Origin of the sequence: Brevibacillus sp. HB2.2 (assembly GCF_013284275.1) — a bacterium.
Taxonomy (GTDB): Bacteria; Bacillota; Bacilli; order Brevibacillales; family Brevibacillaceae; genus Brevibacillus; species Brevibacillus brevis_D.
The window spans coordinates 48,070-73,488 of sequence record NZ_JABSUV010000009.1; the positions used below are offsets into that span (position 1 = coordinate 48,070).

Genomic DNA, 25,419 nt, shown 5'->3' on the forward strand with positions numbered 1-25,419 from the left:
GATAGAATGGATTTAGGCAAGCAATGATTTTGAGGATGTGGAGATAGAATGCCGTTAACAACATTTACTGGCGCAAAGCCGCTTATTTACAGTTTAACGCAAGATGAAATGAAAGAATGGCTGGTTAGTGCAGGCGACAAAGCATTTCGTGCGCAACAAATTTTTGACTGGCTATATGTAAAACGCGTCTCTTCTTTTGAAGAGATGAGCAATTTGTCCAAGGAGCTGCGCGAAAAGCTGGCTGACACATTCCGTATGGAGCCACTCAAGGAAATCACGCATCAGGAATCGCAGGATGGGACGATCAAGTTTTTGTTCCAGCTTGTCGATGGACATGCGATTGAGACAGTGATTATGCGTCATAACTACGGAAACAGCATTTGTGTTACGACACAGGTGGGTTGCCGTATTGGTTGTACGTTTTGTGCATCTACATTAGGTGGACTGAAGCGTAACCTGGATGCAGGTGAAATCGTCTCTCAAGTATTGACGGCACAACGCAGACTGGATGCGGAAGGTGAGCGTGTCAGTCACGTTGTCGTCATGGGGATCGGGGAGCCGTTCGAGAACTTCGAGAGCTTGATGGCGTTCTTGTCCGTCATCAACGATAACCGTGGATTGAATATCGGTGCTCGTCACATTACGGTTTCCACCAGTGGAATTGTACCGAAGATTTACGAGTTTGCTGAACGAGGCGGACAAGTGAACCTGGCGATTTCCCTACACGCTCCGAACACGGAGCTGAGAAGCCAGCTGATGCCGATCAACCGTGGCTTTCCGCTTGCTAAGCTGATGGAGGCATGTCACCATTACATTAACAAGACAGGGCGTCGCATCAGTTTTGAGTACGGTCTTTTCGGCGGGAAAAACGATCAGCCCGAGCATGCAGAGGAGCTGGCCGAACTCATTGGCGACATGCTTTGCCACGTGAATCTGATCCCGGTGAACTACGTACCAGAGCGTGATTATGTACGCACGCCACGTAATGAGATTTTTCAGTTCAAACGCATTTTAGAGGAAAAAGGAATCAATGTGACCATCAGACGCGAGCAAGGTAGTGACATTGCTGCTGCTTGCGGACAATTGAGGGCACAACACGCTAAAGAAACCGTGGGGTGATGCCATGGAAATCGCGATGAAATCCCATGTTGGTCGCGTTCGTCAGGTTAACGAGGACTATTATGCCTGTGTGACCGATTTAAACGGACGCGTGCTCGCCATTGTAGCAGATGGTATGGGTGGCCATCAGGCTGGTGATATTGCCAGTCGCCTAGCTGTTGAGCGAATAGTGAAAGAACTGCGTCACCTAGATGGGGACCTCGAAGCAGAGGATGTGCGCGAGCAATTGATGAACGCCGTTCTGCTTGCGAATAAAGAAGTCTATGAATATGCGCTTGAACATCCGGAGTGCAGTGGCATGGGCACAACCGTAGTTGCTGCCTTGTTCGACCAATCCTCCGTGATTACCGCGCATATCGGTGACAGCCGTCTGTATTTTTACAACCAAGACGGACTGGTCATGAAAACAGAAGACCATTCCCTTGTCAATGAGCTGATGAAAAGTGGACAGATTACAGCCGAGGAGGCGTCTGTCCACCCTCACCGCAATGTTATTATGCGTTCACTCGGGACAGAACCGGATGTACTCATTGATCTTGGGCAGTTTGAATGGTCAGAGGGTGATATCGTCTTGATTTGCTCAGATGGATTGAGCAACAAGGTCAGTCATCCTTCCTTGGAAGAAAAGTTGCAGAAACAGATATCGTTACAAGCGAAGGTGGACGGTTTGGTGCAGGAAGCACTGGATGCTGGTGGGGAAGATAACATAACGCTGGTTGCCGTACGAAATACGCTTGATGCCGGTCAGAAAGAGGGGTGAGAGAGATGGAAGGTCAACGACTGGGAGGACGATACCAAATAGAATCCCGCGTCGGTGGGGGCGGTATGGCCATTGTATACAAGGCCAAAGATTTAATTTTGAATCGTCCAGTGGCAGTTAAAGTACTGCGTTCACAGTTTGGTACGGACGAAGATTTCGTAAATCGTTTCCGACGTGAAGCGCAGGCGGTGGCGAGCTTATCTCACCCCAATGTGGTTGGGGTGTATGATGTCGGTCAGGATGGCGATACCCATTACATGGTGATGGAGTACATAGAAGGCTATACGTTGAAAGAGGTCATCATTCAACGTGGTGCGCTGCCGGTAGAAGAGGCAGTGCGGATCGCCGAGCAAATTTGCGATGCACTCGATCATGCGCATCAAAACCAGATCATTCATCGAGATATTAAGCCGCATAATATTATGATTGGAAAAAATGGGCGGGTGAAGGTTACGGATTTCGGGATTGCGCGAGCCGTTACTTCAGCAACGATTACGCATACGAATGCGATGCTTGGCTCTGTCCATTATTTTTCGCCAGAGCAGGCGCGCGGTGGGATTACCGGGGAAAAATCCGATATTTACTCGCTGGGGATCGTCTTGTACGAAATGGTGACGGGTGAACTGCCGTTTTCCGGTGACTCGCCTATATCAGTGGCGCTCAAGCATTTGCAGGAGCCGCTTCCAGAGCCGCGCCAAGTCAATCCGGCTATCCCACAGAGTGTGGAAAATGTCATTTTGAAGGCGCTGGTAAAGGATCCATTTCTCAGATACGCATCCGCGAGTGAAATGCTAGAAGATTTGGAGACCTGCTTGTTCCCAGAGCGATTAAACGAAGAAAAGCTGACGTTCCCGGTGGATGAAGAAATGACGCGTGTGGTGCCGATCATCACACCTGACATGCTCGAAGGCCATACCAATGGCAAAACCGGAGGAGCGGGGCGTAGCCGCTATGAGCAGCGTACAGAAGAAGAAGATGCCAAACCAGCTAAGAAACAATGGTGGGTCAAAGCCCTGTTCTGGGTAGGCGGTATCGGATTGTTTTTCGTACTGGCATTCTTCGGATTTAACTTACTGTTGAATCTGTTCCCGTCCGTTCCAGAGGCACAGGTGCCTCATGTGGAAGGGATCGAAGTGACGCTCGCTGAGAAAAAGATTCAGGATGCCAAACTTGTTGCCCGTATCGTCGAAGAAGCCAATGATACGATAGAAAAGGGAATGGTGATACGCCAGGACCCTGCGCCTCCCATGCGGTTAAAGGAAAATTCCGTTGTGACCTTGTTTGTAAGCAAAGGACAACAAGAGATCAACATGCCAAATCTGGTTACGTTGCCGCGAGCGACAGCAGAGGAAGCATTGAAAAGCAATGGTTTTAAACTGGAGAATGTCACTTTCGTAGAGGAAGAGGACGACAAGGCTGAGGTAGGGACGGTTATCAAGCAATCTCCAGCCGCAAATGAAAAGGTCTTCCCGACTAAAACGAATGTGACGGTCACGATCAGTAAAGGGAAAACCTTCGTGAAAATGCCGGATGTCCGGAATAAATCCGTAGAGGCTGCGCAAGTAGAATTGTTCAAAAAAGGGCTGTCTGTCGGGAAAATCACCGAAGTACCTTCTTATACGACTGACAAACCAGGTATTGTTCTCAGCACTCACCCTTACGATCCGGGAATGGAAGTGCAAAAGGATGTAGCGATTCCGCTTGAGGTCAGCAATGGCCAATATCCGCAGGACGCCAAACTGGCAAACGTTCCGGTTTATGTAGAGGTTGTACCTGGTGAACCACTGGAAGTGAAAATTGAAGTGACAGATGCTCGTGGAGAGGCAAAAGTTTTCCAGACGGAGACGATCACCGAAAATAAAGAGTACGATGTACCAATCGTCTTGGCGCCACAGAAGGACTCGGTAGTCAAGGTCTTTGTGAAACGATCGACTGATCAAGGCTTCAATGAATACCAGACGATTCCAGTTTCCTATAACAGCTTGCCATAGTGTAGTGGAGGGACATGAATGCCAGAAGGACGGATTGTGAAAGCGCTCAGCGGTTTCTATTATGTAGCCGACGAAGGGCGAATCTACAGTTGCCGTGCACGAGGGCTCTTCAAGAAAAAAGATGCAAAAGTAAACCCACTGGTTGGGGATTGGGTCGTCTACGATGCGATCAATGAGGAAGAAGGCTATATCATGGAGGTGGGCGAACGGACGAATGAGTTAGTTCGTCCGCCCATTTCCAATGTGGATCAGGCGGTACTCGTCTTTTCGATGTACAAGCCGATGTTTAGCCCGTTGCTGCTGGACAAGTTCCTGACGCACACGGAGCATGCAAGGATTGATTCCGTGATTGTCTTATCCAAAGCCGATCAAGTGTCGGAAGAAGAGGTCACCGAAATCGTGAAGAAGTATGAAGCGATCGGGTACCGCGTGATTCCGACCTCAACGGCGGATGAACGCGGTGTAGAGGACGTGCGTGAGATTTTGCGCGACCGTATTTCGGTTTTTGCCGGTCAGTCAGGTGTGGGTAAATCCTCCCTGATCAACATGCTGTTTCCGGGTGTCAGCTTGCAGACAGGAGATGTCAGCCAAAAGCTCGGACGCGGAAAGCATACAACGCGTCATGTCGAGCTGATTCCGCTTGCGGGCGGCGGCTATGTGGCAGACACACCGGGCTTCAGTTCATTGGAATTTATCGATTTCTCCGAGCTTGACCTGGCGGAATCCTTTCTGGACTTTGCCGATCGCAGCTCGGAATGCAAGTTCCGTGGCTGTCTTCACGTAAGCGAGCCAGCTTGTGCCGTGCAGGCCGCGCTGGAGGCTGGAGAAATCAGTGAACAGCGCTACGAGCACTACAAGCAATTCCGCGAAGAGCTAAAAGAATACCAACGGAGGAACAAACCATGGTAAAAATCGCACCTTCTATCCTATCTGCTGATTTTGCCCGTCTGGGTGAAGAAATTCTCGATGTCGAGAAGGGAGGAGCAGACTGGATTCACGTGGATGTGATGGATGGACACTTCGTTCCAAACATTACGATCGGTCCTCTGATTGTGGAAGCGATCCGTCCAGTGACCAAGCTGCCACTCGATGTGCACTTGATGATCGAGGAGCCAGATCGCTATATTCCGCAATTCGCGAAAAGTGGAGCAGACTGGATTACTGTTCATCAGGAAGCATGCCGTCATCTGCACCGCACGCTGTACTTGATCAAGGAGCAAGGTGTGAAAGCGGGAGTGGTATTGAACCCGGCTACACCGATTTCCACGATCGAGCCAGTCCTTGCTGATTTGGATATGGTTCTCCTCATGACAGTGAACCCTGGTTTTGGTGGACAAAAATTCATTCACAGCGTTGTGCCAAAGGTTGCCCAGTTGCGTCAAATGCTGAACGAGCGTGGCTTGGGGCATGTGGAAATCGAAATCGATGGCGGTGTCAACGCACAAACAGCACGTTTGTGCGAGGAAGCAGGAGCGACAGTCCTTGTTGCAGGAAGCGCAGTATTCAATCAGGAAAATCGCGGTCAAGCGATTGCTGCGATTCGTGGACAGTAAGAATAATGCTTAGCAGCTGTAAGCTGACGACGATATGCAATCGGCGTCAGCTTTTTTTGTGCTTTCTTCTGTGAATAGTCCATTCGTAATCATCTGAATATTACAACTAATTATGTGATAAATCAATTAATAATAAAAATATAAATATAATTATCGTTCAAACTACAAATAGGTTGAAATCAAATTATGCTTACTCTAATAAGGATTTTTGGTGATATATGAGTAAAGGTTAATTAACAAAAATAAAACATTTTGGAAAATATTGCTTTTTAATAAATATAATGATTAAATCAAATCATCCAGATAGTGGTAAAAATCCTATCTGAGAGATACTGGCCAGTATCAAGTAATGTTGTTGCCCTCTAAAAAAAATCAGGAGTTGATAAAGTATGAAATCGTTATTGAAAAACAGTGTAGCGGTTCTCACCATTCTCTCCATCCTGCCATTTTCACAAACTGCCGTGCAGGCTGAACAAAAACATTCGGAGTCGATCTCGGCTTCTCAGGTAAACGTGCAAACGAAAAAATTGTCTATCGAAAAAGAAGGTACATTATCAGCGGCTGAACGAGCATTCGTAGGAAAAGTAAAAGATAAGAAGGGTGTACACCGCCAAGGCGACTTGTATGTAGTCTCTCGTGGTGAAATGCCTACCTCTGGTTATAGTCTGAAGGTTGTTGGAACAGAGCAAGGATGGGAAATGCTCAAGGTTTATGTAGAGCTGACAAACCCTACTCCAGAAGATATTACAATGCCAGCGCTGCACACACCGTATATCCTTGTGCGTGCAAGCCTGCCGCCATACACAACAATGGTGTTTATGGATGCAAAAACAGATAAGGTACTGTTCCAATAAACTGCTAGATGGATAAAGTAAAGAAGATCGGATGAATATATCCGGTCTTCTTTAGTCGGAACATGCTGTTGTACGCGCCAATCTGATAAAAATACCCCCTTAGATTCATCGGAAAACGAGTGGTTTTTCCTATGAATCTAAGGGGGCTCATCGCAAAGCATCTATTTTCTGTTAAGGCTGATCCGATGTTACATACGTACCGGCGATCAAATCATGGAGCGAGCGTTTATCCTGACGAACAGCAACCATGATGGCACTGACGATTATACCAATACCGAGTGTAATGACGTACACGATCCCTCCGACCAAATTGCGTAGCAGCATGGTTCCGATTCCTACAGGATCTCCATCGATTCGGGCGATGCGAATACCGGCAATTCGTTTGCCCACTGTATAGCCGTGCCAAAATACAGGTACAAGAAGGTTGTAAAGTGAAGTAATGATATTGGTAACAAGATTGTCTTCTGTATTGCCTGTAATGATATAGGTGATCAGTAGTAGCGGTAATCCAATAATGATTGCATCTAGCAGACCGGCACCGAGGCGGCGCCAAAATCCAACAGGATTGCTTGGCGATGTGAAGTTTGATTCCATGGTTCCCTCTCCTTGTTATTCGAATAGGTATATATATGTCTGCCCATTCGAAAATAGTGCAGATAAGGCTCCGTCGTTAAGTAGACGGAGCCTTAAATTTCCATAAAATTATACACCTGTAAATTTATTATGACAAGGTTAAAAACATCCGAAGCATGACGGCAATCCTGCCAGGTATGGCGTCAATGACGATATGCTCATGGGAAGCGTGGGCTCCATCACCAACAGGTCCCAAACCGTCAAGCGTTGGTGTTCCTGCATCTGCGGCGAAGTTTCCGTCGCTAGTTCCACCGACACCTTGCTCCGTCAATTCAAAACCTTCCAGACGTGCTTGCTCCTGCGCATGCAAGAATAGCTTCTCAGTACCAGCAGTTCGTTCCATAGGAGGCTTGGTGATTCCGCCTTCCACGAGCAGCTTGGCTTCCGGATGAACAGGGGTCAGCTGACTCATCAATCGGGTAATACGCTCGCTTTCCTCGCGACTTTGGATACGCACATCGATTTCCGTCATGGCAAAGTCAGGCACGACGTTCGATGCACTTCCGCCTGTAATGGTACCGACAGATAAGGTTGTGCCCGCTTCATAATTTGTAAATGATTGAATAGCGAGGACGTGGTGAGCCAGCTCAGCAATCGCATTGACCCCCTTGGCGTGATCATTGCCCGCATGCGCAGCGCGGCCCGTTACTTTTAAAATGAAGTCTCCTCCGCCTTTTCGGCTTGTTTTCAAAGAGCCATCTCCAGCGGCTGGCTCCAGTACCAATGCATATTTACTCCTTTTTGCTTCCTCTCTAATGAGCATTTCGGAGGAAACACTGCCAATCTCTTCGTCGGTATTCCAAAAAAAGACGAGCTTATTTTTGGGCGAAAGATTATGTTCCAACATGGCGCGCAGGGCGAAATAGCTAAAAACGATTCCCGCTTTCATGTCATATGTACCAGGCCCATAGAGTCGGCCATTTTCCTCGCGACAAGGCTCTACTGCTAGTGTTCCAATCTCTTTTACGGTATCGAAGTGACCGAGAATGAGGATTTGTTCGTCGCCGTCTCCATACTCCATTCGCAGCTGATTTCCGTATTGCTCTTGTGGCAAGCTTTCCACCCGACACCCCAATTCGCGAAAGCGTTCTGCAATCAGGCTGCCTAATCGATCGACAGCTTGCTTGTTATGGGTGGGTGTTTCCATCTCTACATATGTACGCAGTTCCTCGATAATTTCTGGGAGCTGCTGCTGAAAATAGGACGTCCAGTTTTTCTCCATGTCAGCCTCCTGTAATTCCTTTTACTAGCACTATAAAGCCTTGTTTGCTTTTCTGCCACAAAAATAAAGATTTGTATATAAAATTCTGGATATTCCGCATTTAAAATGTAAGTAAAAAATGATTGAAATTGTTCAGATTATGAGTAAAATAATCATTGTAATGCATAAATATAAGTTTTCATGCAAATTAATACTGCGAATAGACTGCTTTATGCGTAAAAATCATAACAACGGGGGTTCATCATGAAGAAAACAAAATCATTTATTTCTCTGGCACTTACTTCTATGCTTGCGGCAGTCGTGATCGCTGGATGCGGTACAGGCAATCAAACCGCAACAGGACAAGCACCTACGTCTTCTGCTGGCGACAAGAAAACATTGGTCATGGCTACTTCTGCTGACTATAAGCCGTATGAATATCATGATCTGAGCAGCGGAAAAGACGAGATTGTCGGCTTTGACATTGATATCGCGAAATACATTGCAAAAGAGCTTGGCTACGAACTGCAAATCAACGACATGAACTTTGACGGACTTATTCCCGCACTGCAAACGAATCGCGCGGACTTCGTTATGGCTGGCATGACGGCAACGCCTGAGCGCGAGAAGAACGCTGATTTCTCCACCATCTATTACGATGCGAAAAATACGATTGTAGCAAAGAAAGACAGCAATCTGACCAAGCCTGAGCAATTGGCTGGCAAAAAAGTAGCGGTACAGCTCGGTTCTATTCAAGAAGGCGCAGCAAAGGAGCTTGCAAAGACTGTTTCCGGCTTGCAGATCACTTCGCTGAACAAGCTGCCTGAAATTGTTGAAGAAGTAAAAGCAGGCCGTGTAGATGCTGCCATTATTGAGGACACCGTAGCGAAAGGCTTCGTGGCTAATAATGACTCTTTGCAATTCACTACAATGGAAGAAAATGAAAAGAATGGCTCCGCTGTTGCGTTCCCAAAAGGATCGCCGCACGTACAGAAATTTAATGAAGTGATTAAAAAGATGCAAGAAAACGGAGAAATGGACAAGCTGATTCAAAAATGGTTCGGTCAATAATCTCTCCAGACAACGACGAATAACTGTATAAGCAGCAAGAGGGGAGAATGGGCATGAATTTGGATTTTGCACAAATCGTGCCCTATATTCCTTTCATATTGGAAGGGATAAAGGGCACGTTACTTGTTACTTTGATTTCGGTTGTATTAGGATTTTTCTGGGGCTCCATCCTCGCACTCATTAAAATTTCGAATGTGAAATTGCTAAACTGGCTCGCGGTTGCCTACACGTCTGTTTTCCGCGGGACACCTTTGATTTTGCAACTGACCTTTGTATATTTTGCAACGCCACAGCTTACTGGTTACAATATTTCACAACTGGAAGCAGCTGTATTGACGTTTACATTAAACTCAGGTGCATACATTTCCGAGACCATTCGTGGTGGAATTTTGGCAGTGGATAAAGGGCAGTGGGAAGCGGCTAAAGCGCTTGGGGTACCTTATCACCGGATGATGCTCGACATTATTTTGCCGCAGGCTGTCAAAAATATCTTGCCGGCTCTTGTCAATGAAACGATTGCACTCTTGAAGGAATCCGCACTCGTTTCCACGATTGGTCTTGCAGACATCATGCAGAACGCGAATGTGGTCAAAGGCACCATCTTCCGCTATTTTGAGCCATACATGATGGCCGGTATCCTGTACTATGTCATGGTTATGATCCTGACTTGGGTAGCTCGCGTACTGGAACGGAGGATGAGACTCAGTGATTAAAATTGATAACATTACGAAGTCCTTTGGACAACTGAATGTTTTGAAGGGTATCACGACGAATATCGGTAAAGGGGAGGTTGTCGCCATCATTGGTCCATCCGGATCGGGTAAGTCAACGCTATTGCGCTGCATTAACCTGATGGAGACACCAACGACGGGTACTATTACGATCAACGGACAGGAAATCACCGCGCCAAAAGCGGACGTGATGGGCATTCGCCAACAAATCGGGATGGTTTTCCAGCATTTTCACCTGTTTCCACATATGACGGTGTTGAAAAACTTGACCTATGCTCCGATGAAAGTAAAAGGCATGTCTGCGGCTGAAGCGGAACAGAAGGCACGCGAGCTATTGGCACGTGTTGGGCTGGCAGATAAAGCGGATGCCTTTCCTTCGCGCTTGTCAGGCGGTCAAAAGCAGCGTGTAGCCATTGCCCGTTCGCTTGTGATGGAGCCGCAAATCATGCTCTTTGACGAGCCGACCTCTGCTCTTGACCCTGAGATGGTCAAGGAGGTTTTGGAGGTTATGAAGGGGCTGGCTGATAGCGGAATGACTATGGCAATCGTCACGCATGAAATGCGCTTTGCCGAAGAGGTGTCAGACCGTATCTTATTCCTCGATGATGGTCGTCTCTTGGAGGATACGCCACCAGAAGAGTTTTTCCAAAAGCCAAGAAGTGAACGTGCCCAGCAGTTTTTGGAGAAAGTTCGGTAATACAACTAGCCGCAGTGCCGATGAGGCAGCGGCTTTTTTCTTTGACACGAGCATAGACTTGGGCTAGAATCAGAAACATTATCGGTGCAAAAAATTTTTTATTTATTCTATTTTGAGGAGTGACTATATTGGATCGTCAACGGTTGGTCATTTTGTTGGAAATGGCGATGATGGCGGCTCTTGCAATTGTGTTTAGTCAGATCAAGGTTTTCGAAATGCCACAGGGTGGCTCTGTGTCCCTTGTGATGGTGCCAATCGCATTGATCGCTGTTCGCCGTGGACTCGCTGCTGGTGTCGTGACAGGGCTTGTTGTCGGATTTCTTCAATTGCTCTTGGGCAGTACAGTTGTTCATCCGGTTCAGCTGTTGCTGGATTATCCGCTTGCTTTTGGTGCGCTGGGTCTCGCTGGGCTTTTTCGTCTGTCTGGCTACGAAGGAACGAAGCAACGAATCATGGTACTGTGGAGCGGCTTGTTCATCGGCGTGATTGCGCGATTTGTCTGCCATTTTCTATCGGGGATTATCTGGTTTGGCAGCTATGCGCCAGAAGGTGTACCAGTCTGGCAATATTCCCTCATTTATAACATCACGTATCTGCTGCCAGAAATGATTATCGCGGGAGTCGTTCTGACAGTTGTGCTTAGTAGTGCATCACAGCTACTGCTCCCCGCACGCGATCGAGTTGTATAAAAAAGGGCAAAAACGGTATCATGTACAAACTATCCACATATTGTAATCAGGCAGCGAGTTACCGTTGCCTGATTTTTTACTTCTTAGGCATATACTTTTTTCATGTGGCAGGATACATGTTTATCCGACAGCAGAATATGATGTAATATGCACGTTTTTGAGAACACCTAAAGGAGGTGCTTACGCGAAATGGGATTGCGCTCCTATCGCCTGCGACAGGGGGGCGCCTTGCGACGTGTTCTCGGGGTTGCGTTGGCTGTCGGGGGAATCACCATCTTCCTGTATTGGGCACCTCCGTGGGTTTGGTATAGCCTATTGGCATTAGCACTCATAGGGGCCGGCGTGTATTTGTATCGTGTGTAGTAATTTCGGTGAGGAGGGGTAGCATGCGGTTTTACACCATCAAGTTGCCGAAGTTCCTGGGTGGCATGATTCGGGGCATTATCGAGGCGTTCAACAAGAAAAAGTGAAGCTTCGGCCCCGAGCCTCCCTTTGGGAGAAGAGTGGAGAAACGGGAGAAATGCAAAAAAGCACCTCGAGGGTGCTTTTTTTCGCATAGCTGAAATCAACTATACGCGAGTTACGAGACCGGATTTCAGTGCTCGAGTACTTACATAAACGCGCTTCGGTTTTCCATTTACGAGAATGCGCACTTTTTGTACGTTGACACCCCAGGTGCGGCGAGTTGCGCGCATGGAGTGGGAGCGAGCGTTTCCAGCTTTAGCAGATTTACCTGTTACAAAGCAACGACGTGCCATTAAGATCCACCTCCCTTGTTACATCTAAACGGGATTTCCTTTGTGGGAAATACAAATACTCGACTATATTAGCACACCATTGCTGTCAATTGCAATACTTGACAAGATGATTTCCCCCGTCTTTCTCGTAGGGTTGATAGGATCGACAAAACGCTTCATTTCTATTAAGTGTTAGTGTAGAATTGTAAGGAAGCATGGTTACGCTTACCTATGACGGTCAAGCTGTTTTAACAGAGGAGGAGTCCTTGCATGACAGTGGAAATGAATACATCGCTAGGAAAGATCGATGTTACCGAAGACGTGATCGCACGGATTGCTGGAGGCGCGGCCATGGAAGTTTTTGGACTTGTGGGCATGGCTTCTCGCAAAGCGTTGAAAGATGGAATCGCTGAGTTGTTAGGAAGAGACAACCTGAGCAAAGGTGTCGTCGTTCATAACACAAATGGCGAAGTAGTTTTGGACATGCACATTATCGTCAGCTATGGCGTGAAAATTTCCGAGGTGGCAGGCAACGTTCAACGCCGTGTTCGATATACCTTGGAGCAAACGGTAGGCATTGATGTGACTGCTGTTAATATTTTTGTGCAGGGAGTTCGTACAGACAGGGATATGTAAGGAGGAACATCAGTTGGTACATACGCGTCTAGATGGCGTGCTGTTTAGCCGGATGGTTTACCTGGGGGCGAACCTTTTATCCGACAACGTCAGAGTAGTGGATGGATTAAACGTCTTTCCTGTGCCGGATGGCGATACGGGGACAAACATGAATTTGACTTTCTCTTCCGGTGTGGAGGAGCTAACTCGAAAAGAATCCCCCCGAATCACTGAATCGGCAGCTGCTTTGGCAAAAGGTCTGTTAATGGGCGCGCGCGGTAACTCCGGCGTGATTTTGTCCCAGTTATTCCGTGGCTTCAGCAAATCAGTCAATGGAAAAGATGAGGTTAACGCCCGTCAGTTTGCCGATGCCTTGAAAGCTGGTGTTGACTCTGCGTATCAAGCAGTGATGAAGCCGGTAGAAGGCACGATTTTGACTGTTGCCCGTGAAGCGGCGGAGATGGCTGTGCGTGCAGCGCGCACGTCAGATGATATTATCTCTGTCATGGAAAAAACATACGAGCAGGCACAAACTACGCTATTGCGTACGCCGGAAATGCTGCCTGTTCTAAAAGAAGTGGGCGTAGTCGACTCAGGTGGACAAGGTCTCTTGTTTATTTATGAAGGGTTTTTGCGAGCATTGCGCGGGGAGGAGCTATCTGCTGATCGTGAGCGTTCAGTACCCAAAATCGGTCAGCAAGAGCTGGACAAGCTCATTTCCGAGCAGCATAATGCGCAAATCCACATGAAAACGGAAGACATCACGTACGGGTACTGTACGGAGTTTATGGTTCATGTCGCGCATAGCACCGAGCCGAACAAAAAAACGTTCTCAGAAGCGCTGTTCCGCAACCATCTGGATACGATGGGCGATTCACTGCTCGTCGTCTCTGATGATGAAGTGGTCAAGGTACATATTCATGCAGAGCATCCGGGAAGCGTCCTGCAGTACGCTCAGCAATTCGGTAGCCTGCATCGATTGAAGATAGAAAACATGCGCGAGCAGCATGCGAACATTCTCAAAGCGGAAGAGAGCAAAGGACAGGCGAAGCCAGAAACAGCTGCTCAACCTGTTGCAGACCTGCTTCCTTACGGATTGATCGCGGTAGCTGCTGGTGAGGGGATCGCTACGATTCTGCGCAGCATGGGTGTGCATGTGGTAGTAGAGGGCGGCCAAACGATGAACCCGAGCACAGAGGACTTCATGAAGGCCGTCGCGGGACTGAATGCCCAGCACATCATCATCCTGCCAAACAACAGCAATATCATCATGGCAGCACAGCAGGCTTCCGAGCTCGCTGAAGTTCCTGTTTCTGTCATACCGACGAAGAGCATTCCACAGGGATTGGCAGCACTGATCAGCTTCCGCGTGGATGTTGAACCAGAAGCGAACGTGCAAGCGATGACGAAGGCGATTGCTCAGGTGAAAACAGGGATGGTGACCCACGCGGTTCGCGACACACAAATGGGTGAGGTACAAATCAAAGAAGGCGATTTTATCGGCATGGCTGAGAAAGAAATCGTCACAGCAGGTCCTGACTTGTTAGCTTGCGCCACGACGCTGCTCTTGGGAATGGTGGATGAAGACTCCGAAATCATTACGATATTCTTAGGAGAAGATGCGACAGAAGATCAGGCTCATGCTTTGGAAAAAGCATTGTCCGATCCATTCCCGGATGTGGAAGTTGAGATCCAGGCAGGCGGTCAACCGTTGTATCCATTCATTTTTTCTGTCGAGTAAAAGCCAATTTTTTGAACACGAATGAATAGGGAGAGGAGCGATCGAGAATGCCAATTGTGATTCTTACCGACAGTGCGTCTGATATCGATGCAGCTGTCAGGCAGTCATTGGGGATCGTGGCCGTCCCGTTGAAAATCATGTTTGGGGCGGAAACGTATGTGGACGCAGTCACTATCTCGTCTTCGGAGTTTTTCGATAAGCTGAAGCAATCGAGCGTGATGCCGACGACCTCGCAGCCGTCTCCGCTTGAATTTGCCGAAGCGTACAAAGGGATCCATGAGAAATATGGCAAGGACGTGCAAATCATTGCCATACTTTTATCTGGTTCCTTATCGGGGACGTATCAATCAGCGATGATCGCCAAGTCGATGTTGGACGAAAATATCGACATTACGGTGATCGATTCTCGCAAAGCTTCGTTTGTTCATGGAATGATCTGTGTGGAGGCTGCCAAAGCCGCTCAAGCAGGCAAGAACAAGGAACAAATTCTGGATCAGATTGATCGTTATTTGGATGATGTGCAGGTATACTTTATTGTGGATACGCTGGAGTTCCTGCAAAAAGGCGGTCGAATTGGCAAAGCATCTGCCGTCATCGGTTCGCTCTTGAATATCAAGCCGATTTTGACGCTGGATCCTGCCGGGTACGTGTCTGCTTTTGACAAGGTACGAGGGACGAAGAAAGCTCTGAATCGCGTATTTGAAGCGTTGCAGGAATACGCGCAAGGTGAGCCTGTGAAAATCGCTGTACTGCACAGCAGTGTTCCAGATCAAGCGGCTGAGCTCTTGGAGCGACTCAAGCAAGAGTTTTCGGTAACGGACTCTTGGTTGGAAGAGATTGGTCCCGTAATCGGTACGCATACAGGTCCAGGTCTACTCGGGATCGTCATGGTAAAAGACAGGTAAGGCATATATGGTATGGAGAGGAGCTTCCCTGAGGCAGGGGGCTTCTTTTTTATACGTGAAAAATAAGGGGGAGGTTTTGGTGAATAAGGATGATTTCCTTATCGAGTTGGAGGATATTGTGTATGACTCTCTATTTATTGGCAGTCATGTAGATGATTTGAACAAAGAAATTTCTGCTAATAAGTGGTCTATTTCTTTAAGTATGCAGTTAGCTAGTCAGTTGACTGTTTCTGATTTCATGAACTTTTTCCATAAAGTAGTAGAGAATAGACAACAGCAAATTTTAAAATCAAATAGTGATCATGGAATGTTGTTATATGTTTGGTTCGATTGGCAGGCTTCGCAACTAAGATTTAATCTTATCTCCCAGATTCATGAAAGACTCCCTTTTAGCGGAAAGATTGAAATCCTTGATGAGCTTGAACCAATCATTAACGAGTTTATTCACTTCCCTTATCATGATGGAATTCCAATAAGAGAAACAGCAAACGAAGGAAATGATGTTCAAGCAGATTTCGTCCGAGAACCAGATCCCGTAAAGGTATTCCTAACTTCACTTCCAAAGAAATAAAACATGCTGGTCATGGGATCCCTTTTTTTCACTGGGAGTTTTTTCATTTATCCTGATTTGTCCGCATGTTGTCTGCGTAAAACGATTATGATTGCCTTACGTACAGTTTCCTCTGTAGCGCTTTCAAAGGCTGTAGGATACAATGAAAGTGAATCTTGTTGAACCCCTTGTGATTCAGGAGGAGAACCGGTTGAAATACAAAAGCGTATTTGATATTATCGGTCCAATCATGGTTGGGCCATCTAGCTCCCATACGGCTGGTGCAGCTCGTATCGGTCGTGTGGCTCGCAAGCTGTTTGGCAGAATGCCTTTGCGAGCAGAAATTGTTTTTTACGGCTCATTTGCAAAAACGTATCAAGGACATGGTTCTGATGTGGCGACAGTGGCAGGAATTCTTGACTTTGACACGTCGGATTTGCGTCTGAAAAATTCGCTGGTGATTGCAGAAAAAGCTGGCATGCAAGTGGAGTTGTCCACTTCTGATGTTTTGACAGAGCACCCGAACACGGCGCGGATCAAGCTGTCTGATGATGAGCATCAGATCGAAATCGTGGGTGTTTCCATTGGTGGCGGGAAAATCGAAGTGTTGGAAGTGAATGGGTTTTCCTTTCAGTTGGGCTTCGATACACCGACGCTCTTGGTTTTACATGAAGATCGCTTTGGGATGATTGCGGCTGTGGCAAAGGTACTGACGGAGCACAACATTAATGTGGGACTCATGGAAGTGTCTCGACACACACGCGGTTCGCGTGCTTTGATGGCAATCGAAACAGATTCGACGATCTCTCCGGAAGTCCTGGAGGAAATTCGTCAAATTCCCCATATCTTTGACGTATCCCTGCTCGCATTGAACTAAGCAAAAGGACGAGCAGGATTAGAGGAGTGAACAACCAGATGTTTCGTAATGTGGCTGAACTAGTTGAGCTGGCCGAATCCCAGGGGAAGAAGATCTCCGAGGTGATGATTGAAGCAGAGATGGAAGTTTCCCAGCGCAGTCGGGATGCCATTATGCAAGATATGTACGCCAACCTCGATGTGATGGAAAAAGCAGTGCGTCGCGGGCTTACCGAAGATATTCGCTCGCATAGCGGATTGACGGGCGGCGATGCGAAGAAGCTGCAAACATATATGGAGACCAAGACATTTTTGTCCGGTCCTACACTTTTGAATGCTGTCTCGATGTCTGTGGCGGTGAACGAAGTAAACGCAGCAATGGGTACGATTGTCGCAACGCCTACAGCAGGAGCATGCGGCATTGTACCAGGGACGCTGTTTGCCGTATCTGACAAGCTACAGCCGACCCGTGAGGAAATGGTTAACTATTTGTTCACGGCAGGTGCTATCGGGTATTGCATTGCCAATAACGCGTTTATTTCGGGTGCTGCGGGTGGTTGCCAGGCAGAGGTAGGCTCTGCAACAGCTATGGCTGCTGCGGCGATTGTAGAAATGGCTGGCGGTACGCCTGAGGAATCTGCCCAAGCAGTGGCGATCGCATTGAAAAATATGCTCGGTCTGGTCTGTGACCCCGTAGCCGGACTGGTTGAAGTACCATGTGTGAAACGAAATGCGATGGGAGCAGCGATTGCGACGGTAGCCGCAGATATGGCAATGGCAGGCATCAAGAGCGTGATCCCGACAGATGAAGTCATCGAGGCCATGTACCGAATCGGCTGCGCCATGCCGACTACGCTGAAGGAAACCGCACAGGGTGGTCTTGCTGCTACGCAAACGGGCCGCATGATCGAAGCCAAAGTGTTCGGCGTACGGATGGAGAAGTAAGATGGCTGGTGCATATCAATCGCCCGTCTCCCTTTTGCACGGGGTAGGGGAAGAGCGGGCGAAGGCATTTGCAGGACTGGGAATCAACAGCATTGGTGATTTGCTGGAGTATTTCCCGTCTCGCTATGAAGATTACCGTGTGCGCGATTTGACAGAAGTAAAAGACGGAGAGAGGGTCACGCTGGCAGGTACGGTGTACGGCGAACCCTCTGTTCGTTTTTATGGTAAAAGAAAATCACGACTGTCCGTCAAGGTTGTCATGGACCGTGTCGTAGTGACGGCTGTCTGGTTCAATCAGACATTTGTCAAAAGCAGACTGTCGCCAGGCAAGGAAATACTCGTCACAGGAAAATGGGATAAGCACAAGCTGCAGATAACTGTGAGCGAAATGACAGAGGTAGACTCCGAACGTGCGACAAAACGAGGCGAGCTCGCCCCTGTCTATCCACTTGGCGGCGATGTGACGCATACACTGCTGCGCAAAACCATTCAACTGGCGTTGCGCCAGTACGGAAAGGAAATTCCTGAAATCCTTCCTGCGGATATCGTGGAGCGCTACCGACTGATGCCGCGGATTCATGCCTTTCATTCGATTCATTTTCCTGAAAATGCGGAAGATGGTCGTCAAGCGCGGCGACGGATTATGTTCGAGGAACTTTTCTTATTCCAATTGAAAATGCAAACATTGCGCAGGATTAATCGGCAGCAAACGGAAGGCGTTGCACTGGCGATTCCGATGGAAGAGGTACGGGAATTTGTCAAAGGCTTACCGTTCCCGTTAACAGATGCCCAGAAACGAGTCGTAAAAGAAATTTTGGATGACATGCGGGCACCTCATGCGATGAATCGTTTGCTGCAAGGGGACGTAGGCTCGGGGAAAACCGTCGTAGCTGCCATTGCGCTGATTGCTGCGGTGAAAGCAGGTTATCAGGGAGCGCTGATGGTACCGACGGAGATTCTCGCCGAGCAGCATGTACAGTCGTTGACGAAGCTTTTGTCCGATTACGGCATTCAGGTCGCGCTCTTGTCAGGCTCACTGACGGCGAAACGTAGACGCGAAGTCATCGGCTCTCTGCAAATGGGGTTAATCGATGTCGTAGTTGGTACCCATGCGCTCATTCAGGAGGATGTGTTTTTCTCCCGTCTTGGCCTCGTCATTACGGACGAGCAGCACCGATTTGGTGTGGAGCAACGGCGAATTTTACGGAATAAAGGCTTGTCGCCTGATGTCTTGTTCATGACTGCAACGCCAATTCCGAGAACACTGGCGATTACGGCATTTGGTGACATGGACGTCTCGACGATTGATCAAATGCCTGCGGGGCGCAAACCGATTGAGACGACATGGAAAAAGCATGATCAGTTTCCGGCTGTGTTGGAGCAGATGCGGGACGAGCTGCGCAAAGGACGACAGGCCTACGTTATTTGTCCGCTTATTGAGGAATCCGAAAAGCTCGATGTGCAAAATGCCATTGATGTACATGCTCAGCTCACACACATTTTCCCTGAATTCGGCGTAGGCTTGATGCATGGGCGACTACCAGCGAAGGAAAAGGATGCCGTCATGCAAGCCTTCCTTGCCGCAGAGCACGCTGTCCTGGTCAGTACAACGGTCGTAGAGGTCGGTGTGAATGTTCCGAATGCCACCTATATGGTGATTTATGATGCAGAGCGGTTTGGTCTTGCTCAGCTTCACCAATTGCGTGGGCGCGTAGGACGTGGCTCTGAACAGTCGTATTGTGTGCTGATCGCTGACCCGAAATCCGAGATCGGAAAAGAGCGGATGCGTGTCATGTGCGAGACGACGGATGGATTTGAGCTGTCGCAGCGCGATTTGGAATTGCGCGGACCGGGTGATTTTTTCGGAACCAAGCAGAGCGGCTTGCCAGAGTTTAAAGTCGCTGATTTATTAAGTGATTACAAAGCGTTGGAGGTAGCGAGACAGGAGACTGTCAAGCTGGTAGCAGAGGATTCTTTCTGGCGGGACGAAAAGTATCACTGGCTGCGTGACTATTTGAAGAATGAGGGCGTACTGGACGGTGTCGTCTTCGATTAAGAAAGGCAGGCCTTCCCACTTCAAGAGGTGGGGAGGCTTTTTCTATTGGGGGGTGAAACCTTAAGCTGGCATTCGACGTCTATCCTCTGTAAGGTAAATTTTTCTAGGAAGCGAGGTGAGTTTTTTGTCTTTGCGAAAAATTCGGGGAATGAGTATGTCCATTGTGTTCGCATTGATTATTTTGACAGGATCCGACTTCGCGCAAGCAACTTCCACGGACAGTCGGATTGCTCAGACTGGCCCATCCCATACGACCAGCCAAACGACAAAGGAATGGAAGCAAAAGGAACTGCCTTACGACTACGCCGCGATGAAAGAAGACGTGGTCATTCAGCTAAACGATGCTCCACAGCTCCGCTCTCCTCGAAGAACGGTCGTGGGACCTGCACCACAGGCTTACACCTTCTTTTTTAAAGAAGCCGTGAACCGTGGAACAGTCGAAGCAGCTATCCGCAAAAATGCTCAGGAAGAGACCAAAAAAGAGAACTTGGGATTCGTGGAGCCGATTTTTACGTTTCACTGGGTGCACGATCGCCAACTGCAAATGCTGGCTACCCTTCCTGATTCGCTTGCCAAAGACAGAAGCTGGACGGAGTATGTTGTAAACGTAGCAGGAGCGAAGACGGTAAAGGGAACCGTGTTTGACGATACGAACAATTTCTCGGCGGTGGTGTTTGCTCCCGCTCAGATTTGGCGAGTCTCAGTCGATGGCAAGGTGAAAGAAAAAATGACGGACTTTGCCGTCAGGACTCCCATGGAGTTTATCGACTCTCTGGAACGGTATGTGTTGCTGGAGCGATTTACAGAATATTGTGAGTGCGATGCCCGTTTCCCCATGCTGTACTCGATTTATGACACACAGACAAAAGTACTGACTGCTTATCCAGTGGAGCTCACTGACAACTATAGTGGCGCAGGCGACTTCATGGCAGATCGTCGCGGCTTCTTTTTCGCTCATCCACCGAAAGGGACAGAGGTACCGAAAAGCGAGTTTGCCACTCGTGTTAAGGTAGATGGATACGTACATGGAGCCAGCTTTAGCCATGATCGCAAGCATGTTTTGATGGCAGTAGGCAAGACTGAACAGAAAAAAGATCTCGATCTGGTCGTGTACGATTTGGTGACTGGAAAAGAACGGCGCTTCCCAGGTGTCATCAAAGGATGGGTTCCAACAGATGAGATGAATGGGCAAGTCCAGCCCGTCCGTTTTATGGATGATGGACGTTACGCGACGTTTGAAATGAGAACAGAGGAAGATAGCTTTGAAGAGCTTCGTCAACGCTACGATTGGCAGTCAGGCAAAGTGATCAGCTGGAATCCACCCGTTCCCAAAGAAGCTTGGTCTGGCTATATCCAGTCGACAGATGGCGCCTATCAAATGTATTGGAATGCAGGGGTGTTTAAGGGCGACGTCAAACTGATGGAAATGAAGCCAGAAGCGATATGGATTCCAGGCACTCACCATTTGGTTTATATCGATTGGGAAAAAGCTGAGCAAGGAACAGACTCTGTGTCGTCGCTCTTCCTGTTCGATGCCGATCGTAAGCAACAAGCTGTGCTGGTGAAGGGACTGCCAGCAAGCGTATCGATTTTGGGAGCGAGCAACGACGGCAAATGGCTGTATGTCACGACTCCGGACGCATTTGCCCCTTAGGCGCGTCATATTCCGTTGCCAGCATCGATAAAATGATCAAGGATTCGTAAGTATCGCCCGATTTCAGGCAATCGCGTAAGGTGCCCTCTATGTGAAACCCTTCCGATAGGTAAAGGCCGCGGGCGCGGTCGTTCGTTTCTTTTACATCCAGCCAGAGGCGATGGGCTTTTTGTTCGATGAATGCCCAATGCTTGATCTGACGCAGGATGTTGCGTCCGTAGCCCTCTCCCTTCACTGCGATTGTAATACGAATGAGCTCAATACTTTGATGAGGATTGGTCAGCCCGGCGATGATAACGTAGCCGACGGGGTGGCCTGTTTCTTTTTTTTCGGCGATCATATGGAGGATGTCCGGGTCGCCAAGAGCGTTATGGTGCTGATCTTCGCTCCACGGAATAATGAACGGGGTATTCTCTGGCGCATTTTCTACTTCGCATACGAATGGAATGTCTGCCGGTGTCGTGCGGCGCAAGTGGATGGTTATGCCCTTTAACATTGGCTTACCATGATCAGATTGCCGTCGGGATCGCGGAAGTTGAACCAGTGGCCATGCTGGATAGGAGTGACGACTTCAACTCCGCTCTCTTTGAGAAATGCATAAGAGGCTTCGATATCCTGTGTGTTGAAATGAAACAAGGGGGCATCATCTGTGATGCGCTTCGGAAAGATTTTGCTATCCAGAACGAGCGTCAGTCCGCTTTGTAAAGGAATGCAGTATATATGCCCGAACATAATTTCACCGTCTGCGGGAATGCCCAAGAGACGGCAGTACCAGTCGCGTGCGCGCTCAATGTCGCTGACGGCTACAAAAATAGCTCCGATTTGGGGGAGTAGAGGGGAAGTCGTTGTCATTGGGATGAAGCTCCTTTCCATAGTCGTTTTTACAAGGTCGACCCGTCATAATCGTGCACGAAATGTCGGATCGCCCGATTTTGCATCTGCTATTCTAAGGGAGAAAGGGAGGTCATTACCATGGATTTGCTTGTGAAGCTGAATGAGGCTCTGGACTACATCGAAGACCATTTGACAAGCGAGATTGACTATAAAGAAATCGCCAAGGTGGCTTGCTGCTCCGAGTATCACTTCAAAAGGCTGTTTTCTTTTCTCGCTGGTGTTCCGCTATCCGAGTACATCCGGCGCCGACGCATTACGCTTGCAGCTTTTGAGCTTGCGGACAGCAACGAGCGTGTCATTGACATTGCGATCAAATACGGATACGGATCGGCTGATTCCTTTGCCAGAGCTTTTCAGAATGTGCATGGAGTCACTCCGACAGAAGCCAGACACATCGGCCATTCCTTGAAGGCTTATCCGCGAATGACCTTTCATCTATCCATTAAAGGAGGCAGTGCCATGAACTACCGTATGGAAGAAAAAGAGGCATTTCGCATTGTGGGTCTGAAAAAAAGAGTTCCGCTGATTTATCGTGGAGGCAATCCAGAGATTGCGGCCATGTGGGCTTCATTAGATATGGAGATGATTCAGCAACTAAAATCGCTATCCGATGTCGAACCACTTGGACTGATCAGTGCGTCCACGAACTTTTCAGAAGGTCGGCTGGAATATGGCGAGCTCGATCACTATATCGGCGTAGCTACTACAAAAGCTTATCCAGACAATTGGGCAGTACTTGAAGTTCCTGCTTCCACCTGGGCGGTTTTCGAAGCAGTGGGTCCTTTTCCTGATACGCTGCAAGATATCTGGGCCCGGATTTATTCGGAATGGTTTTTATCCTCCGGTTATGAACAGGCTGAGGGTCCTGAGATTTTGTGGAACGAAAGCAAAGACACTTCATCATCAACATTTCGAAGCGAAATTTGGATTCCTGTCGTGAAAAAGTAACCCCTTATTGGATTCGCTCTCGTTTGCGGAACACCTACCGACGTGTGCTTATCTGGAAAGAAATAATTACCAACTTTTTTTTGCGCGAGACAGGCATAAAAGCGAACGTTTGTTTGTTATAATAAGAACAAAGAAACAAGAGAACATAAGTTCTTATTTAGGGGATGATCGTGTGTCCAATGCGAACAAGCGGATCGTGTTTTTGATCGACATGCAGAGCTTTTATGCCAGTATCGAGAAAGGGGCCAATCCAGAGCTGCGAAACAAACCGATTGTCGTCGCAGGTGATCCAGAGCGGCGTAGCGGAGTCGTGCTGGCAGCGTGCCCGATTGCCAAGTCATACGGAGTGGTCGCGGCCGAAGCGCTGTGGCAGGCGCAGCAGAAGTGTCGCCAGCTCGTCGTTGTTCGGCCGCGCATGGAGATGTACATTCGCATCTCCATGCAAATCACTCGCATATTCGAGGCATTTACTGACAAGGTGGAGCCGTACTCGATCGATGAGCAGTTTCTCGACGTGACAGGCAGCGTCCACCTGTTTGGTGATCCGTTGCAGATGGCTGCACAGATTCGGCAGCGCGTTTGGATGGAGACGGGAATCAACTGTCGGGTAGGCATCGGAGAGAACAAGGTACTGGCCAAGATGGCCTGCGATAATTTCGCCAAGAAACGGGAAGAAGGCGTTTTTTGGCTCAAGCGGGAAACGTTAGCGGATACGCTTTGGAAGCTTCCGATTGAAAAGCTGTTCGGAGTAGGCTCACGCATGAAGCGGCATTTTCATCGAATGGGCGTCTATCAGATCGGGCAGCTTGCAGATATGAGGCCAGCCATCCTCACCCGACATTGGGGAGTGAACGGGGAAGTGCTGTGGCGCACGGCTCACGGAATCGACGATTCACCCGTGGCTTTGGATTCCTATGATTCGCAAAAAGGGATCGGTCATCACATGACGTTGCCGCGGGATTACCATACAGCAGCGGAAATCAAAGTGGTGCTTTTAGAGCTGTGCGAAGAAGTGTGCCGTCGGGCGCGGAAAAAAGAGCTGATGGGCTCCGTTCTGTCTGTGGGCTGTCGTGGGGCCGATTTGGCTGCTGGAACGGGCTTTGGACGGCAGATGAAGCTCACGGAACAGACGAATGATGCCATGACTTTGTACGAAGCGACTTGCTTTCTGTTTGACCGTCATTGGCAGGAAACGCCCGTCCGCAGTATTGGGGTCAATCTGGGGCAGCTTGTCCCTGACAACGTGGTACAACTCAATCTTTTTACGGACAATCACAAGCGGCGTTCGTTGGCACAAGCAATGGATGATATCCGGAGCCGATACGGTCAGGACGCCATCCTGCGCGCCGCCTCTGTGTTGGAAGCGGGACAGGCGAAAGAGCGCGCGCGTAAGATCGGAGGACACTACAAGTGACGGAGCCGATGGTGTCTGACGAGCAGGAATTGATACGCCAGTATATTTTATTTGGCATTTTGTTTCGGGCAGTCATGGCCGATCTGGGGCAGATACGGATTGTGCCGTTGAAGTTTTCTTATCAGATGATGTTCGATGAGCTCTCGCGGTGGGCGGAGCGGCAGCATCACCAGCTACGTCGCATCCTGCAGCAGAGAGGGTGCACGGTCGTCAGTTCACGACGTCAGGGACATATGTATGTCGTCCACTATCGACAACGCGGGTATGCGCGAGAAGCGATCTATACGATTGAGGTATTGCGGGCAGAGTGTCAAGAGCTCGTCCATTTGTGGACCCGATATGAACAGCGAGGAGAGAGCAAGCAATGAGGGAAAAACGCGTGTCCAAAAAGGAAAATGTATTCGTGGCCAGTCGGTTTGTGCTGCCGGAGCATCGGGAAATGTATTTGCGCATCAAGGAAGAAGAGCGCCGCTATGTACCACCCGAGCTGGATCAGGAGCAGCTCAGCGCCTTGAGCGAACTGGTATGGCAGGCGTTCCAGACAGAGAGCATCCTGACGTTGACCTATTATGACGGGCGAGAGCCGCGACGTCTGTCTGCCCACATTATCCATATTGATCAAGCGGCAAGACGCCTCAAGCTTCGGGCAGGCTCCGATATTCACTGGGTTCCTTTTGCCCGACTGCTGCATGTGGAGCTGGCAGCGAGCTTCTAAATCGAGGAAATACAGGTACATGATGGGCAAGACATGAGAATTACTCAAGAAATCGGCAAAAATAGGCCCCTTTTTCAAAAGCAAGCGGCAA

29 protein-coding genes are annotated in these 25,419 nt (G+C 48.6%); 24 read left to right on the top strand and 5 right to left on the bottom strand.

Annotation, left to right across the window (positions count from 1 at the left end):
• Nucleotides 1-48: 48 nt before the first annotated feature.
• The 6 genes from rlmN (at nucleotide 49) to HP401_RS08450 (ending at nucleotide 6,277) form a co-directional block, all read left to right on the top strand.
• A complete protein-coding gene (gene rlmN, locus HP401_RS08425) occupies nucleotides 49-1,119 on the top strand; it encodes a dual-specificity RNA methyltransferase RlmN (RefSeq protein ID WP_015891992.1) in 1,071 nt (356 codons plus the stop codon).
• Nucleotides 1,120-1,123: 4 nt separating this feature from the next.
• Nucleotides 1,124-1,879 (top strand): Stp1/IreP family PP2C-type Ser/Thr phosphatase, encoded by a 756-nt coding sequence (locus HP401_RS08430; protein ID WP_015891991.1) that lies wholly within the window; start codon nucleotides 1,124-1,126, stop codon nucleotides 1,877-1,879.
• Between the two features lie 5 nt (nucleotides 1,880-1,884).
• Entirely contained in the window at nucleotides 1,885-3,870 is a 1,986-nt protein-coding gene (pknB, locus tag HP401_RS08435) for a Stk1 family PASTA domain-containing Ser/Thr kinase (RefSeq protein ID WP_173604717.1), read from the top strand.
• A gap of 18 nt (nucleotides 3,871-3,888) precedes the next feature.
• Nucleotides 3,889-4,779 (top strand): ribosome small subunit-dependent GTPase A, encoded by an 891-nt coding sequence (gene rsgA / locus HP401_RS08440; RefSeq protein ID WP_173604718.1) that lies wholly within the window; start codon nucleotides 3,889-3,891, stop codon nucleotides 4,777-4,779.
• Complete coding sequence (gene rpe / locus HP401_RS08445) at nucleotides 4,773-5,423, top strand: ribulose-phosphate 3-epimerase (RefSeq protein WP_015891988.1); 651 nt, start codon at nucleotides 4,773-4,775, stop codon at nucleotides 5,421-5,423. Before rsgA ends, rpe begins: the two co-directional genes overlap by 7 nt.
• A gap of 389 nt (nucleotides 5,424-5,812) precedes the next feature.
• Nucleotides 5,813-6,277: a protease complex subunit PrcB family protein gene (locus HP401_RS08450; protein ID WP_173604719.1), complete on the top strand. Its 465-nt coding sequence runs from the start codon at nucleotides 5,813-5,815 to the stop codon at nucleotides 6,275-6,277.
• 171 nt (nucleotides 6,278-6,448) lie between these two features.
• On the opposite strand, the gene HP401_RS08455 is transcribed toward HP401_RS08450, so the two are convergent.
• The gene (locus HP401_RS08455; RefSeq protein ID WP_015891986.1) at nucleotides 6,449-6,871 is read right to left on the bottom strand and encodes an RDD family protein; all 423 of its coding nucleotides are present in this window, start codon (nucleotides 6,869-6,871) and stop codon (nucleotides 6,449-6,451) included.
• A gap of 127 nt (nucleotides 6,872-6,998) precedes the next feature.
• A complete protein-coding gene (locus HP401_RS08460) occupies nucleotides 6,999-8,132 on the bottom strand; it encodes a M20 family metallopeptidase (RefSeq protein ID WP_173604720.1) in 1,134 nt (377 codons plus the stop codon).
• 243 nt (nucleotides 8,133-8,375) lie between these two features.
• Between HP401_RS08460 and HP401_RS08465 the strand changes: the two genes are divergently transcribed.
• The 6 genes from HP401_RS08465 to spoVM all read left to right on the top strand — a co-directional run bounded on the left by HP401_RS08465 (nucleotide 8,376) and on the right by spoVM (nucleotide 11,769).
• Nucleotides 8,376-9,182: a transporter substrate-binding domain-containing protein gene (locus tag HP401_RS08465; RefSeq protein ID WP_173604721.1), complete on the top strand. Its 807-nt coding sequence runs from the start codon at nucleotides 8,376-8,378 to the stop codon at nucleotides 9,180-9,182.
• Nucleotides 9,183-9,235: 53 nt separating this feature from the next.
• On the top strand, nucleotides 9,236-9,895 hold the full coding sequence (locus tag HP401_RS08470) for an amino acid ABC transporter permease (RefSeq protein WP_015891983.1): 660 nt from the start codon (nucleotides 9,236-9,238) through the stop codon (nucleotides 9,893-9,895).
• Complete coding sequence (locus tag HP401_RS08475) at nucleotides 9,888-10,610, top strand: amino acid ABC transporter ATP-binding protein (protein ID WP_015891982.1); 723 nt, start codon at nucleotides 9,888-9,890, stop codon at nucleotides 10,608-10,610. Before HP401_RS08470 ends, HP401_RS08475 begins: the two co-directional genes overlap by 8 nt.
• A gap of 128 nt (nucleotides 10,611-10,738) precedes the next feature.
• The gene (gene thiT, locus HP401_RS08480; protein ID WP_015891981.1) at nucleotides 10,739-11,299 is read left to right on the top strand and encodes an energy-coupled thiamine transporter ThiT; all 561 of its coding nucleotides are present in this window, start codon (nucleotides 10,739-10,741) and stop codon (nucleotides 11,297-11,299) included.
• Between the two features lie 189 nt (nucleotides 11,300-11,488).
• Complete coding sequence (locus HP401_RS08485; protein WP_007728365.1) at nucleotides 11,489-11,662, top strand: hypothetical protein; 174 nt, start codon at nucleotides 11,489-11,491, stop codon at nucleotides 11,660-11,662.
• Between the two features lie 23 nt (nucleotides 11,663-11,685).
• Nucleotides 11,686-11,769: a stage V sporulation protein SpoVM gene (spoVM, locus tag HP401_RS08490; RefSeq protein WP_005831022.1), complete on the top strand. Its 84-nt coding sequence runs from the start codon at nucleotides 11,686-11,688 to the stop codon at nucleotides 11,767-11,769.
• 99 nt (nucleotides 11,770-11,868) lie between these two features.
• Here spoVM and rpmB read toward each other — a convergent pair whose 3' ends face one another.
• A complete protein-coding gene (gene rpmB, locus HP401_RS08495; RefSeq protein ID WP_005831020.1) occupies nucleotides 11,869-12,057 on the bottom strand; it encodes a 50S ribosomal protein L28 in 189 nt (62 codons plus the stop codon).
• 249 nt (nucleotides 12,058-12,306) lie between these two features.
• Here rpmB and HP401_RS08500 point away from each other — a divergent pair, with 249 nt between their 5' ends.
• From HP401_RS08500 to HP401_RS08535, 8 genes are all read left to right on the top strand, one after another.
• The gene (locus HP401_RS08500) at nucleotides 12,307-12,672 is read left to right on the top strand and encodes an Asp23/Gls24 family envelope stress response protein (RefSeq protein ID WP_007728362.1); all 366 of its coding nucleotides are present in this window, start codon (nucleotides 12,307-12,309) and stop codon (nucleotides 12,670-12,672) included.
• A gap of 13 nt (nucleotides 12,673-12,685) precedes the next feature.
• Nucleotides 12,686-14,392, top strand: coding sequence for a DAK2 domain-containing protein (locus tag HP401_RS08505; protein WP_173604722.1), 1,707 nt, complete (start codon nucleotides 12,686-12,688; stop codon nucleotides 14,390-14,392).
• A 47-nt stretch (nucleotides 14,393-14,439) separates the two neighbouring features.
• Nucleotides 14,440-15,297 carry a DegV family protein gene (locus HP401_RS08510; RefSeq protein ID WP_173604723.1) on the top strand — a complete coding sequence of 286 codons (858 nt, stop codon included), beginning with the start codon at nucleotides 14,440-14,442 and terminating at the stop codon, nucleotides 15,295-15,297.
• A gap of 79 nt (nucleotides 15,298-15,376) precedes the next feature.
• Nucleotides 15,377-15,868, top strand: a complete 492-nt coding sequence (locus HP401_RS08515; RefSeq protein WP_309145117.1) for a hypothetical protein — start codon at nucleotides 15,377-15,379, stop codon at nucleotides 15,866-15,868.
• Between the two features lie 190 nt (nucleotides 15,869-16,058).
• Nucleotides 16,059-16,724 carry an L-serine ammonia-lyase, iron-sulfur-dependent subunit beta gene (gene sdaAB / locus HP401_RS08520; protein WP_173604725.1) on the top strand — a complete coding sequence of 222 codons (666 nt, stop codon included), beginning with the start codon at nucleotides 16,059-16,061 and terminating at the stop codon, nucleotides 16,722-16,724.
• 38 nt (nucleotides 16,725-16,762) lie between these two features.
• Nucleotides 16,763-17,647, top strand: coding sequence for an L-serine ammonia-lyase, iron-sulfur-dependent, subunit alpha (gene sdaAA, locus HP401_RS08525; protein WP_007728344.1), 885 nt, complete (start codon nucleotides 16,763-16,765; stop codon nucleotides 17,645-17,647).
• Nucleotide 17,648: 1 nt separating this feature from the next.
• Entirely contained in the window at nucleotides 17,649-19,703 is a 2,055-nt protein-coding gene (recG, locus tag HP401_RS08530) for an ATP-dependent DNA helicase RecG (protein WP_173604726.1), read from the top strand.
• Between the two features lie 154 nt (nucleotides 19,704-19,857).
• Nucleotides 19,858-21,357: a hypothetical protein gene (locus tag HP401_RS08535; RefSeq protein WP_173604797.1), complete on the top strand. Its 1,500-nt coding sequence runs from the start codon at nucleotides 19,858-19,860 to the stop codon at nucleotides 21,355-21,357.
• Here HP401_RS08535 and HP401_RS08540 read toward each other — a convergent pair.
• Complete coding sequence (locus HP401_RS08540) at nucleotides 21,329-21,841, bottom strand: GNAT family N-acetyltransferase (RefSeq protein WP_173604796.1); 513 nt, start codon at nucleotides 21,839-21,841, stop codon at nucleotides 21,329-21,331. The two genes, HP401_RS08535 and HP401_RS08540, sit on opposite strands and share 29 nt — an antisense overlap.
• Nucleotides 21,842-21,846: 5 nt before the next feature.
• The gene (locus HP401_RS08545) at nucleotides 21,847-22,209 is read right to left on the bottom strand and encodes a VOC family protein (RefSeq protein WP_173604727.1); all 363 of its coding nucleotides are present in this window, start codon (nucleotides 22,207-22,209) and stop codon (nucleotides 21,847-21,849) included.
• Between the two features lie 120 nt (nucleotides 22,210-22,329).
• Between HP401_RS08545 and HP401_RS08550 the strand changes: the two genes are divergently transcribed.
• The 4 genes from HP401_RS08550 (at nucleotide 22,330) to HP401_RS08565 (ending at nucleotide 25,328) form a co-directional block, all read left to right on the top strand.
• On the top strand, nucleotides 22,330-23,199 hold the full coding sequence (locus HP401_RS08550) for an AraC family transcriptional regulator (RefSeq protein WP_173604728.1): 870 nt from the start codon (nucleotides 22,330-22,332) through the stop codon (nucleotides 23,197-23,199).
• Nucleotides 23,200-23,371: 172 nt separating this feature from the next.
• On the top strand, nucleotides 23,372-24,613 hold the full coding sequence (locus tag HP401_RS08555) for a DNA polymerase IV (protein ID WP_173604729.1): 1,242 nt from the start codon (nucleotides 23,372-23,374) through the stop codon (nucleotides 24,611-24,613).
• Nucleotides 24,610-24,981 (top strand): YhjD family protein, encoded by a 372-nt coding sequence (locus HP401_RS08560; RefSeq protein WP_173604730.1) that lies wholly within the window; start codon nucleotides 24,610-24,612, stop codon nucleotides 24,979-24,981. The genes HP401_RS08555 and HP401_RS08560 overlap by 4 nt, the downstream gene beginning before the upstream one ends.
• Nucleotides 24,978-25,328 carry a YolD-like family protein gene (locus HP401_RS08565; RefSeq protein WP_015891970.1) on the top strand — a complete coding sequence of 117 codons (351 nt, stop codon included), beginning with the start codon at nucleotides 24,978-24,980 and terminating at the stop codon, nucleotides 25,326-25,328. The genes HP401_RS08560 and HP401_RS08565 overlap by 4 nt, the downstream gene beginning before the upstream one ends.
• The last annotated feature ends 91 nt before the right edge of the window (nucleotides 25,329-25,419 follow it).